This is a genomic window from Mobilicoccus sp., assembly GCF_032060985.1.
Lineage (GTDB): Bacteria > Actinomycetota > Actinomycetes > Actinomycetales > Dermatophilaceae > Mobilicoccus.
In genome coordinates this window covers 43,304-55,678 of sequence record NZ_DAMBGD010000002.1, presented here as the reverse complement: position 1 = coordinate 55,678, position 12,375 = coordinate 43,304, and the positions used below count along the sequence as shown (strand labels likewise).

Here is a 12,375-nt window from a genome sequence, read left to right as displayed (position 1 = left end):
CGAACGAGACGACCGTGCCCGACGCGCTGCCGTCGATCGTCCCGAGCCGCGGTCCCCGCCTCCGTGCCGCTCCCGCCGCGGCGGCATCACCGCGCGGGTAGCACCGCGGCGGCACCACCGCGGCCCCCCGCCCTCGGTCACGGTCCGGGACGGACGACGCGTCGATGACGGTGAGAGACCCTGAGCGGCACCCCGACGAGACCGGCAGGTCCCGCGTCGTCGCCCCGGGCGAGGACCGTCCACCTCGTAGAGTGCGGACGTGAGCATGGACGTGACGGTGTTGGCACGCCCGGAGTTCGGCACGGGCGCCGGCACGTTCGTGCTGGCCCTCATCGCCGCGGTCGCGGCCGTCCTCACCCTCGTCGCGGTGGTGCTACGGCTGCGCGGTCGGATCGCCTCCCCGGAGAGCACCGCGACCTACCGCACCCTGCACGCCGCGTCGACGGCGGCGTTGCACCTGCGCAACGGGCTCACCCCCGAGGCCGCCTCGCGGGCCGCCCGGGACCTGCGACCGTTGTTGGGCGTCGACGCCGTCGCGATCGGGGACGCCGGTGGCGTGCTCGCGTGGGAGGGCCGGTCCGAACACCACCGCCGCGACTTCGCCGCACAGCTCGGCACCGTCCTCACCGGCGGACGCACGGTCCGCCTCGACGAGCGCGTCGTCGCCTGCGAGGATCCCGACTGCCTCATGCGGGCCGCCATCCTCGCGCCGGTGGTGAGCGACAACCGGGTCGTCGCAGTGCTCGCCTCCTACCATCAGGGATCCTCCAGCGATCTCGTGCGCGCCACCGAGGCCGTCGCCGTGTGGATCGCGACCCAGATCGACATCGCCGAACTCGGCCGCGAACGCGGGCGCGCCGTCGAGGCCGAGCTCCGTGCCCTCCGGGCGCAGATCAGCCCGCACTTCGTCTACAACTCCCTCGCCGCCATCGCCTCGTTCGTGCGGACCGACCCCGCCCGCGCCCGTGAACTCCTCCTCGACTTCGCCGACTTCACCCGCTACACCTTCCGCCGCACCGGCCCGCTCACCCCCCTCTCGGACGAGCTCGTCAACATCGAGCGGTACCTCGTGCTCGAGGAGGCGAGGTTCGGCGACCGGATGCAGGTGACGCTGCGGGTGGCACCGGAGGTCCTCGGTGTGCGGGTGCCCTCGTTCGCCATCCAACCCCTCGTCGAGAACGCGGTGCAGCACGGCATCGAGGCCGCGACGGGCGTCGGCCTCATCCGCATCGAGGCGCACGACGTGGGCACGGAGGTCGAGATCGTCATCGAGGACGACGGCGCAGGGGCCGACCCGGAACGCATCCGGACCGTCCTCGCGGGCGACGAGGCAGGTGACCACGTCGGCATGGCGAACGTGGATGCGCGCCTGCGGCAGACGTTCGGCGACGAGTACGGGCTCACGGTGGAGACGGCGCTCGGAGCCGGCACGCGCGTGAGTTTCCGGGTGCCGAAGTTCCACCCCGACCCCGACCACTGACCCCGGGACCCACCCCGTCCGGCCCGCCCTCCGCGCGACGGCCTGCACGCCGCCGCCATTCCGTCCGAGCCGGAACCCCCCGAGCGCCGGGCCGCAGACCGTACTCTTCAGAGCATGGCAACCGACGCCCCGAGAACGGCCGGGCTGCGGGCGCTCGTCGTCGACGACGAGGCGCCCACCCGTGCCGAGCTCGCGTGGCTGTTGGAACAGGACGGCCGCATCGGGGAGGTCCGGACGGCGGCCAACGGCGCCGACGCCCTGCGCGCCCTCGAGCAGTCGCCGGCCGACGTGCTGTTCTGCGACATCCGCATGCCCGGTCTCGACGGCATGGAGCTGGCGCGTGTCCTCGCCCGCTTCGCCGAGCGGCCGCAGATCGTCTTCGTCACGGCCTACGAGCAGCATGCCGTCGACGCGTTCGACGTGTCGGCGACCGACTATCTCGTCAAACCCGTCCGTGAGTCCCGACTCGCCGAGGCGGTGCGCCGCGTCGTCGCCGCCCGCACGGGAAACGCCCCCACGCCGACGACCCCGACCGTGCCGGACGAGACGATCCCCGTCGAACTCGGCGGGGTCACCTCGTTCGTCCAACGCTCCGACGTGCTCTACGTGCAGGCGCAGGGCGACTACGCCCGCCTGCACACGGCCGAGGGCTCGCACCTGCTGCGCGTCTCCCTCACCCTCCTCGAGGAGCGGTGGGCCGAGGCCGGGTTCGCCCGGATCCACCGCAGCACCCTCGTCTCCCTCCCCGCGATCACCCAGGTGCGCACCGACGGGGGGCGCAGCATCGTCGTCGTCGGCGACGGCATCGAACTCCAGGTGAGCCGGCGCCACACCCGCGACCTGCGCGACCGGCTCATCCGACTCCCGCGGCGCGGCGGCACGGGCCAGTCGTGAGGCCCGAGTGACCACGCCCGGACGCGGCGCCCCCCGCCGCGTCAAGGTGACGTCGCCACGCCACACGGCCCCACGGGTCGGCGACCGGTCGCGCTACCGGGATCTCGACGAGGAGACCTCGCTCGGGGAGGTGTACGTCGACGCGATCCTGCGTGTGCAACGTCGCCTCGCCCTGTCGCTCGTCGCCTCCGTGGCCCTGCTCGTCGTCCTCCTGCCGATGGCCCTGTTCCTCCTCCCCCCGACGTGGCGGGTGGGGGCCGTCGAGCTGCCGACGGCCTGGACCCTGCTCGGCGTGCTCGTCTACCCCCTCGCGGTGACGCTGACGGTCCGCTACGTCCGCGCCGCCGAGCGCGCCGAGCGCGAGTTCGTCGAGCTCATGGACTCCCCGTGACCTCCGCGCCCGTCATCGTCGCGATCACGCTCACGTGCCTCGCCACGGTCGTCGGGGGGATCCACGGCGTCCGGCTGTCCCGCACCACCTCGGACTTCTACGTCGCGGGACGCAGCGTCACCCCGTGGCGCAACGCGTTCGCGATCGGCGGCGAGTACCTGTCGGCCGCGTCGTTCCTCGGCATCGCCGGACTGATCTACGGGCACGGCTGGTCGATGCTGTGGTTCCCCGTCGGCTACACCCTCGGTTACGTCGTCCTCGCCGGGCTCATCGCCGCACCCCTCCGGCGTTCCGGCGCCTACACGCTGCCGGACTTCGCCCAGCTGCGGCTGCAGAGCCCCCGCCTACGCCTGTTCACCTCGATCCTCGTCGTGCTCATCGGGTGGCTGTACCTCGTACCCCAGCTCCAGGGCGCCGACATCGCCGTCTCGACACTCACGGGCGCTCCGGGATGGGTGGGCAGCGGCCTCGTCGTCACGGTGGTGACCGTCAACGTCGTGTCGGGCGGCATGCGCTCGGTCACCGACCTGCAGTCGGTGCAGTACTGGGTCAAGCTGGTCGCGATCGCCGTCCCCGCGCTCGTCCTGATCTCGATCTGGGTGGGGGACGGGCACACCACACCGCGGTTGCCGACACCACCCGTGGTGTCGGCCGGCATGGAGATGTACGCGACCGGCTCGCTCCTTCTCGCGCTCTGCCTGGGCACGATGGGCCTGCCCCACGTCGCCGTCAGGTTCTACACCAACCGCGACGGGCAGGCCGCGCGGCGGACGACGGTGCCGGTCATCGGGCTGCTCGGGCTCTTCTACCTGTTCCCGCCGGTCTACGCCGCCCTCGGCCAGGTGTACCTGCCGGAGCTCGCCGCCGACGGCCAGGCCGACGAGATCGTCCTGCTCCTGCCGCGGGCGGTCGCACCGGGAGCCCTTGGGGAGGCGCTCGTCGTCCTCCTCGCCATCGGGGCCTTCGCCGCCTTCCTCTCGACCGCCTCCGGACTCGCCGTCGCCGTCACGGGCGTGGTCGACCAGGACCTCGTCCGCCCGCGGCTCCGCGCCTGGACCGGCGACGACGTGGACGGGATCTTCAGCTTCCGGGTCTCCGCGGTGATCTCGCTGCTCATCCCCCTGATCATCACCATCGCGCTGGGACGCGTCGGGCTCGCGACGACCGTCGGGCTCGTCTTCGCGGTCTCCGCCTCCACCCTGTGTCCTCTGCTCGCGCTCGGCGTCTGGTGGCGCGGGCTCACGGCCCGCGGCGCGGCGCTCGGCATGGCCGCCGGGGCCGCCGGCTCGTTCGCCTGCGCCGCTGCCGTCCTCACCGGGCACGTTCCCGGCGGAGTGCTCGGCCTTCTCGTCACCCGCCCCGCGGCGTGGAGCGTGCCGCTCGCGTTCGTCACCGCGGTCCTCGCCTCGTTCGCCACGGCCGACCGCGTCCCACGCGGCACACAGCGGATCATGACCCGCCTCCACACCCCCGATCGCAGCTCGAGCGGCGTCCAGCCCAGCCGCAGCGTCTGATTCGCACCGCCACCGCGTGGCGCGCCGCCCGCTCGGCGTCCTGCCCCGACCGCTCGGCGCCGACGCCCCCGCCGTCAGCCGCAACGCACGCACCGCCGGACTCTCGATCCCCGCGCCCTCTGCCGGTGACGCGGGTCACGGGCGGAGAGTGGGCCCACGCACGGCCCCGAGACCGGGGTCGCCCCCTTCCCGAACGTTCGACGCGACCACAAGGAGGTGCTCGTCGGTGGACACGACAAGCCCCACATCCTCGTCCCCGTACCGCCAGGTGCAGGAGAGCGAGGAGTTCAAGGAACTACGCCGCAGCTTCCGGGGATTCGTCTTCCCCTGCACGATCTTCTTCCTCGTCTGGTATTTCGCCTACGTCGTCCTGGCGGCGTACTTCCCCGAGTTCATGTCCATCAAGGTGGTCTCGAACATCAACCTCGGCCTCATCCTCGGCCTCCTGCAGTTCGTCACGACGTTCGGCATCACGATCGCCTACGTGCGCTGGGCCGACCGGGTCTTCGACCCCCGCGCGGAGGCCCTCCGCGCCCGCATCTCCGGCACGCCGCACGACACCGAAACGGGTGAGGTCCGATGAGCACGCTCACTGCATTGGCCCCCATGGAGGGCGCCGCCCCCGACGTCGGCAACCCGCTGCTCAACATCGCGATCTTCGTCATCTTCGTCGTCGGCACCCTCACGGTCGTCATCAAGGTCGCCGCCGGCAAGAAGTCCGCGGCCGAGTACTACACCGGGGGCGCCGCGTTCTCCGGGCGGCAGAACGGTCTCGCCATCGCCGGTGACTACCTCTCGGCGGCCTCGTTCCTCGGCATCGCCGGCGCCATCGCCCTGCAGGGTTACGACGGCTTCCTCTACTCCATCGGATTCCTCGTCGCCTGGCTCGTCGCGCTGCTCCTCGTCGCCGAGCTCATGCGCAACACCGGCCGCTTCACCATGGCCGATGTGCTCTCCTTCCGCCTCCGCCAACGTCCCGTGCGGATGGCCGCCGCGACGAGCACCCTCGCGGTGTCCTTCTTCTACCTCCTCGCCCAGATGGCCGGCGCGGGCGGTCTCGTCGCCCTCCTCCTCGGCCTCAGCGGTCGTGCCGCCATCAACGTCGTCATCGCCGTCGTCGGCGCAGTGATGATCGGTTACGTGATGATCGGCGGCATGAAGGGCACGACCTGGGTGCAGATCATCAAGGCCTGCCTGCTCATCAGCGCCGCGTTCATCATGTCGGTGTGGGTCCTCGGGCTCTACGGCTTCAGCCTGCCGGGCGTCATGGACGCCGCCGTGGCCAACTCGCCCAAGGCGGGCGAAGCGCTGCTCAACCCGGGCCTCAAGTACGGCAAGTCCGACCTCACGAAGCTCGACTTCATCTCGCTGTCGATGGCACTCGTCCTCGGTACCGCGGGCCTGCCCCACGTCCTCATCCGCTTCTACACGGTGCCTACGAGCAAGCAGGCCCGTAAGTCGGTCGAGGTCGCGATCTGGCTGATCGGTGCGTTCTACCTGTTCACGCTCCTCATCGGCTACGGCGCCGCCGCCCTCGTCGGCCCGGACCGCATCAACGCCGCGGCGGGCAAGGCGAACTCCGCCGCACCGCTGCTCGCCCTCCAACTCGGCGGACCGGTCTTCCTCGCCATCGTCTCCGGTATCGCGTTCGCAACGATCCTCGCGGTCGTCGCCGGCCTCACGATCACGACGAGCGCGACCATCGCCCACGACATCTACAACGAGGTCGTCAACCGCGGTCACGCCTCACCGGAGAAGGAGGTGCGCGTCGCCCGACTCGCCACCCTCGGCGTCGGCGTCATCGCCATCGCCGGCGGCATCCTCGCCTACGGCCAGAACATCGCGTTCCTCGTCGCCCTCGCGTTCTCCGTCGCGGCGAGCGCAAACCTGCCGACGATCCTCTACTCGCTCTTCTGGAAGCGCTTCAACACCCGCGGCGCCCTCTGGAGCATCTACGGCGGTCTCGCCTCGTGCCTGCTGCTGATCATCTTCTCCCCCGTCGCCTCGGGCAAGGAGACGTCGATCTTCCCCACCGCCGACTTCGCGCTCTACCCGCTGGAGAACCCCGGCATCATCTCCATCCCGCTCGGGTTCTTCCTCGGTTGGCTCGGCTCGGTCACGAGCAAGGAGTACAACGAGGCCAAGTACGCCGAGATGGAGGTCCGCTCCCTCACCGGCGCGGGCGTCTCCGGCGAGGTCCTCGCCCACTGACCCCGTCTCCGCCCTCGATCACGCCGCCCCGGACCCCACGTCCGGGGCGGCGTCGTCGTGCCCGCGCCGGAGGATCCGCCGACCCGCCACCGGCGACGTCCCGCGCGTCGCGCGCCCGCCGAGGATTCGCGGCGTCGACCCGCGCGGGCTCGCAGCTCGGACACGACGCGGCCCCGGACCGAGGGGGGGTCCTCGTGGTCCGGGGCCGTGTCCGTGCGGAGGACTCCGCGGCGGAGGGGGACGTCAGCGCTTGACGGCCTTGAGGGCGTCGACGATGCCGTCGCCGTAGAACGCGTTGTTCGCGGGAGTACCGGTGCACCGCGCGTCACCGGCGGGGCAGGCGTGGTCGGTCGCCTGGGCCTTGAGCAGGGCCACGAGCTGTTGCGGGGTCGCGTTCGGATGCGTGCCCTTGAGGAGCGCGAGGACGCCGGCGACATGCGGGGACGCCATCGACGTACCGGACAACAGCAGCCACCGCTGACCCATGTACGTCGAGAGGATGCGACGACCCGGAGCCGCGACGTCGATGACGCCCTCACCGTAGTTCGAGAACGAGGCGAGGGCCGACGCCGAGTCGATCGCCGACACCGTCACGACGACCGGGAGTTCGGTGGGGATGTCGAGGCAGGAGTTGTTGATCGTGCGCTGGATCGGCGTGGAGTCGTTGGGCGAGGTGTCGTCGGTCCCCTTGTTCGCGAGGTCGTAGGCGGAGTTGCCGGCGGCGGCCGCGTTGACGACGCCGCGCTTGTCGGCGAACGCGTAGGCCCGACGCATGGCCTCGACGACCGGGGCCTGGTCGACCTGGTCGCCGCACCAGAACTGGAACGGGTCGATGTAGTAGCTGTGGTTGGCCACGGGGATCTGCTTGCGAGCGGTCCACATCGTGCCGCACAGGGCGTACTCCGGGTAGATGAACCCGTCGTCGTTGACCACCTTGACCGAGGCGAGCTTGACCGCGGGAGCCACCCCGACGATGCCGACGCCGTTGCGGGCGGCGGCGACCGTGCCCGCGACGTGCGTCCCGTGCGAGCTCGTCGTCGCCTCCCAACCCGCCGAGTCGGGCACGCCACTCACGGTGCAGTTCACCGACAGTGACGGGACGATGTTGGCCTTCAGGTCCGGGTGGTCGGCCTCGATGCCGGAGTCGACGATCGCGACGGTCACCTTGCGGTCACCATCGGTGATCTGGTGGGCCTTGTCGGCGTTGATGAGGCGGTTGTTCCACTGGTCGGGCTCCATGGGGTCCTGACCGGGGGCGGCTCCGGACGGCGTGCCCGTGTACGTGCCCTCGACGTCGGCCAGCTTGCGGTGACCGGGCGGGACAGGACGGCCGACACCCGCGCCCGGGGCCTCCTTGACCGGGACCGTCCGCGTGGGACCGACGGACGCGATGGTGCCCTTGTCGCCCGAGCGGAGCGAGGAGAGGAACGAGGAGCGCGTCGACTGCACGACGAGAACGCCGATCTCCTCGTACCGCTGGACGACCGTGCCACCTGCGGCGGCGACGAGCCGCTCGGCCTTCTTGATCTGGCCGTGGTTGACCGTGCGAACGTTGACGATGTAGCTCATCGTCTGCCCCTCGGGTGCGACGACCGGCACCGGAGTGGAGGGATCTGCCTGCGGCGCGGCAGACGCCGAGAAGGCAGAGCCGACAGACATGGGAGCCACGAGCGTGCCCGCCGCGGTCAGGGCCAGACCGAAGCGCGCGAGGCGTGAGGATGGATTCACGAAGTCTCCTGAGTTCAGGGGGGTTGTCGGACATCACCGTCCGGCCGGTCCAGTAGACACGTGCGCGGGCGCGGCCTCAAGGATTTCGACCATGGTTTTCACGGGTTGCGTTCAGGTCGCCGAACGGTCGCCGGCCCGCCGGGAGGTCTCCCCCGGCGTCGCGACGCGAGTGAACACCGCTGTGAACAGGGCCGATTCGCAGCCGCCGCACTCTTTCGGAGGGCTCCCCGCCGCCCTCGCCGACACCCCTCCGACGGCTGCCGCGGCCCCGCGGGGGACAGGGTTGTCGGCGTCACCCCCTAGGCTGAACGAAAAGGGCGCCCCTCATGGCGGTGCCAGTACGGTGCGGCCCGTGGGGCCGCCGACCCGCTGATTCCCAAAGGAGGCCGTCGTGGTCCGTGCACTCACGATCCCCCTGTGCTCCGTGCTTGCCCTCACCCCCCTCGGCCTCGCGGACGCTCCCGCCTCGGCCACGGTCACGGCGTCGTCGTCCCTGCCGGCCACCCCCTCCCCCGTACGGGGGGTCGACCAGCCCTCGACACCGATCGCGCAGCGTCCGACGCACGGGCGCACGGCGAGCTACCTGGTCAACCTCCGCGACACGTCCCGCAACACCCGTCTGCTCGGGCACCGGGCGGTCGTCCGTGCGGGGGGCCGGGTCGTCGCCGCGTGGCCCGAGATCGGCGTCCTCGTCGTCCAGTCCACCGACGCCCGGTTCCTCGGACGCGTGCGCACCGCTCGGGGGGTGGAGTCGGCCGGCGCCACCCGAACCGTCCCGGTTCGCCCCACCCCGACGTCGGCCCGCATGGTCACCTCCGGGTCGCGCGGCGGGCGGGAGCGGGGGCTGTGGAACCTGTCGATGGTCCGCGCCGATCAAGCCCACCGCGTCACCCGCGGGTCCAAGGCCGTCCGCGTCGCGATCGTCGACTCCGGAGTCGATCCCACCCACCCCGACCTCAAGGGCGCCCTCGACCCGGCCACCTCCATCGGGTGCACCAACGGCGGCCGACCCGTCAAGGGTGTCGGCGCGTGGCGCGCCACCAACAACCCGCACGGCACCCACGTCGCCGGGATCGTCGGAGCCGCGCGCAACGGTGTCGGCGTCGTCGGCGAGGCGCCCGGGGTGCGCCTGTCCTCGATCAAGGTCGTCGACGAGCAGGGGATGATCTACCCCGAGTACGCGCTGTGCGGAGTCATGTCGGCAGCGCGGTCCGGCGCCCGCGTGGCCAACCACAGCTACTTCGTCGATCCCTTCGTCTTCTGGTGCGACGACCAGCCCGGTCAGCGGGCCGTCAAGACCTCGCTGCAGCGGGCGTTCGCCTGGTCCGCACGGCGCGGGATGGTCAACGTGGCCGCCGCCGGCAACTCCGGTGTCGACCTCACCAAGAAGGGCGTCGACAGCGAGAGCCCCACCGACGCGCGTGCCCGCACCCGCCGCATCAACTCCGGGTGCACCGATCTGCCCACGGAGCTCAAGGGCGTCGTCTCGGTGTCCGCGGTCGACCGCACTCGGGAGTTCGCGCCGTACTCCAACGACGGCCTCGGCATCGTCGACGTCACCGCACCGGGCGACGAGATCCTCTCGACCGTGCCCGGTGGCCGGTACGCGATCGAATCGGGCACGTCGATGGCGGCCCCGCACGCCACCGGCGTCCTCGCCCTGCTCGCCACCCGCCACCCCAAGGCCACGCCGACGCAGCTCACCGGCATGCTCAAGCGGCAGGCCCGGCCGTTGCCCTGCCCCCGCGACACCGGCTGCCGCCGCAAGGGCTCGGTCACCAGCTACTACGGCCACGGACTCGTCGACGCCCTCGCCGCTGTGAAGTGAGCCCTCGCGACCTGCCGACGTCGTGACGGTGACGACGTCGCAGGGTGGCGATGTCGTGACGGTGCACGGAGATGATGGACGCCGTGACGACGGCCACGCCAGGAGGGGGTCGGAGAGGCGGCACCGACGGCTCGCCGTTCGCCGCATGGACGTGACCGGCCGCCGACGCTGGGCCCTCCCACCCCGCGCGGGCTCGGACGGACGGTACTGTGCGGACGAGAAGTGACCTCGACCACACCGGCCCCGCCGTCGACCTCAGGAGGACCACGTGCCCGACGCCAACCTCGCTCCCTCACCGGAGTTCACCGATCAGGCCGTAGGCAAGGCCGACCTCTTCGAGGCCGCCGAGAACGACCTCGAGGGATTCTGGGCCGACCAGGCCAGGGCCTACGTCACGTGGCGCACCGACTTCGACCAGACCCTCGACTGGAGCAACGCCCCGTTCGCCAAGTGGTTCGTCGGCGGGCAGCTCAACGTCGCCGAGAACTGCGTCGACCGCCACGTCGACGCCGGCCACGGCGAGCGCGTCGCGATCCACTTCGAGGGCGCCGAGGGCGACACCCAGACGATCACGTACGCCGACCTGCAGAAGCGGGTGTGTCAGGCGGCGAACGCCCTCACCGAGCTGGGCGTCGGCAAGGGCGACCGGGTCGCGATCTACCTACCCATGATCCCGGAGGCGGTCGTCTCCATGCTCGCGTGCGCTCGGCTCGGCGCCCCGCACTCCGTGATCTTCGGCGGGTTCTCCGCCGACGCGATCCGCAGCCGCGTCGCCGACGCCGAGGCCCGCGTCGTCATCACCGCCGACGGGCAACACCGCAAGGGCAAGGTGGCGCCCCTCAAGGCCGCGGTCGACGAGGCCGCCGCCCATGAGGACTCCCCCGTCGAACACGTGCTCGTCGTGCGCCGCACCGGCGCCGACGTGCAGTGGAACGACCACGACGTGTGGTGGGACGAACTCGTCGACCGGCAGCCGGAGCAGCACGAGGCGCAGCCGATGGACGCCGAGCATCCCCTGTTCATCCTCTACACCTCGGGCACGACGGGGAAGCCGAAGGGCATCCTCCACACCTCCGGCGGGTACCTCACACAGGCGGCGTACACGAACGCCGTCGTCCACGACGTGCACCCCGACACCGACGTCTACTGGTGCACCGCCGACGTCGGCTGGGTCACCGGGCACTCCTACCTCGTGTACGGGCCGCTCGCGAACGGCGCGACACAGGTCGTCTTCGAGGGCACTCCCGACCACCCGCATCAAGGCCGCTGGTGGGAGATCGTCGAGAAGTACAAGGTGTCCGTGCTCTACACCGCACCCACGGCGATCCGGGCGTGCATGAAGTGGGGCGTCGACATCCCGGCGAAGTTCGACCTCTCCTCGATCCGCGTGCTCGGCAGCGTGGGCGAACCGATCAACCCCGAGGCGTGGCGGTGGTACCGCGAGCACATCGGCGGCGGCTCGGCCCCCATCGTCGACACGTGGTGGCAGACCGAGACCGGGGCGATCATGATCTCGCCGCTGCCCGGCGTCACGACGCTCGAGCCCGGGTCGGCCCAGCGGCCCATCCCCGGGATCAGCGCCGAGATCCTCGACGACGCGGGCGAGCCGTTCACCGAGCCCGAGAAGGTCGGCTATCTCGTGCTCACGCGGCCGTGGCCGTCGATGCTGCGCGGCATCTGGGGTGACGATCAGCGCTACAGGGAGACGTACTGGAGCCGGTTCGGTGAGAAGTACTACTTCGCCGGCGACGGCGCCAAGTACGACGCCGACGGCAACATCTGGCTCCTCGGCCGCGTCGACGACGTGATGAACGTGTCGGGCCACCGCCTCTCGACAGCGGAGATCGAGTCGGCGCTCGTGAGTCACCCGACGGTCGCCGAGGCCGCGGTCGTCGGCGCCGCCGACGACATGACCGGCCAGGCCGTGTGGGCGTTCGTCATCCTCCGCGGCGACGCCGCCGGATCCGACGAGGACAAGGTCGTCGCCGACCTCAAGGCCCACGTGTCCAAGGAGATCAGCCCGATCGCGAGGCCGAAGTCGATCATGGTCGTCTCGGAACTGCCCAAGACCCGGTCGGGCAAGATCATGCGACGCCTCCTCAAGGACGTCGCCGAGGGCCGCGAGATCGGCGATTCCACGACCCTCACCGACGCGTCCGTCATGGACTTCATCAAGAAGGGCATGAACAGGGGCTGATCCGGAGCCGACACCCGACCCGCTCCACCCCGCAGCGCCCCACCGGACTCGTGCCGGTCGGGGCGCTGCGTCACGAGGTGCCGCCTCACGCGGCCGCTGTCCCCACGCCGACCCGACTCCGACCCGGACCCG

General features: G+C 71.3%; 9 protein-coding genes. 8 read left to right on the top strand and 1 reads right to left on the bottom strand.

Annotated elements, in window-relative coordinates; all coding sequences use genetic code 11:
• Nucleotides 1-265 precede the first annotated feature (265 nt).
• The 6 genes from RT054_RS01985 (at nt 266) to RT054_RS01960 (ending at nt 6,490) form a co-directional block, all read left to right on the top strand.
• A complete protein-coding gene (locus RT054_RS01985) occupies nt 266-1,480 on the top strand; it encodes a histidine kinase (RefSeq protein WP_312719764.1) in 1,215 nt (404 codons plus the stop codon).
• Nucleotides 1,481-1,594: 114 nt separating this feature from the next.
• Nucleotides 1,595-2,374 (top strand): LytTR family DNA-binding domain-containing protein, encoded by a 780-nt coding sequence (locus RT054_RS01980; RefSeq protein ID WP_312719751.1) that lies wholly within the window; start codon nt 1,595-1,597, stop codon nt 2,372-2,374.
• Between the two features lie 7 nt (nt 2,375-2,381).
• Nucleotides 2,382-2,765 carry a hypothetical protein gene (locus RT054_RS01975; RefSeq protein WP_312719752.1) on the top strand — a complete coding sequence of 128 codons (384 nt, stop codon included), beginning with the start codon at nt 2,382-2,384 and terminating at the stop codon, nt 2,763-2,765.
• Nucleotides 2,762-4,279, top strand: coding sequence for a cation acetate symporter (locus RT054_RS01970; RefSeq protein ID WP_312719753.1), 1,518 nt, complete (start codon nt 2,762-2,764; stop codon nt 4,277-4,279). Before RT054_RS01975 ends, RT054_RS01970 begins: the two co-directional genes overlap by 4 nt.
• A 226-nt stretch (nt 4,280-4,505) precedes the next feature.
• A complete protein-coding gene (locus RT054_RS01965; RefSeq protein WP_313021887.1) occupies nt 4,506-4,862 on the top strand; it encodes a DUF485 domain-containing protein in 357 nt (118 codons plus the stop codon).
• Nucleotides 4,859-6,490 carry a cation acetate symporter gene (locus tag RT054_RS01960; RefSeq protein WP_312719757.1) on the top strand — a complete coding sequence of 544 codons (1,632 nt, stop codon included), beginning with the start codon at nt 4,859-4,861 and terminating at the stop codon, nt 6,488-6,490. The genes RT054_RS01965 and RT054_RS01960 overlap by 4 nt, the downstream gene beginning before the upstream one ends.
• Before the next feature lie 243 nt (nt 6,491-6,733).
• On the opposite strand, the gene RT054_RS01955 is transcribed toward RT054_RS01960, so the two are convergent.
• Nucleotides 6,734-8,059, bottom strand: coding sequence for a S8 family serine peptidase (locus tag RT054_RS01955; RefSeq protein WP_313021885.1), 1,326 nt, complete (start codon nt 8,057-8,059; stop codon nt 6,734-6,736).
• Between the two features lie 550 nt (nt 8,060-8,609).
• Between RT054_RS01955 and RT054_RS01950 the strand changes: the two genes are divergently transcribed.
• Together RT054_RS01950 and acs are read left to right on the top strand one after the other, a co-directional pair.
• The gene (locus RT054_RS01950) at nt 8,610-10,046 is read left to right on the top strand and encodes a S8 family serine peptidase (protein ID WP_313021884.1); all 1,437 of its coding nucleotides are present in this window, start codon (nt 8,610-8,612) and stop codon (nt 10,044-10,046) included.
• Between the two features lie 268 nt (nt 10,047-10,314).
• Nucleotides 10,315-12,243: an acetate--CoA ligase gene (gene acs / locus RT054_RS01945; protein ID WP_313021883.1), complete on the top strand. Its 1,929-nt coding sequence runs from the start codon at nt 10,315-10,317 to the stop codon at nt 12,241-12,243.
• Nucleotides 12,244-12,375 lie beyond the last annotated feature (132 nt).

Coding starts and splice junctions, on each gene's coding strand:
- RT054_RS01985 (WP_312719764.1), top strand. CDS start 266: ATGGACGTGACGGTGTTGGCACGCCCGGAGTTCGGCACGGGCGCCGGC.
- RT054_RS01980 (WP_312719751.1), top strand. CDS start 1,595: ATGGCAACCGACGCCCCGAGAACGGCCGGGCTGCGGGCGCTCGTCGTC.
- RT054_RS01960 (WP_312719757.1), top strand. CDS start 4,859: ATGAGCACGCTCACTGCATTGGCCCCCATGGAGGGCGCCGCCCCCGAC.
- RT054_RS01955 (WP_313021885.1), bottom strand. CDS start 8,059: ATGAGCTACATCGTCAACGTTCGCACGGTCAACCACGGCCAGATCAAG.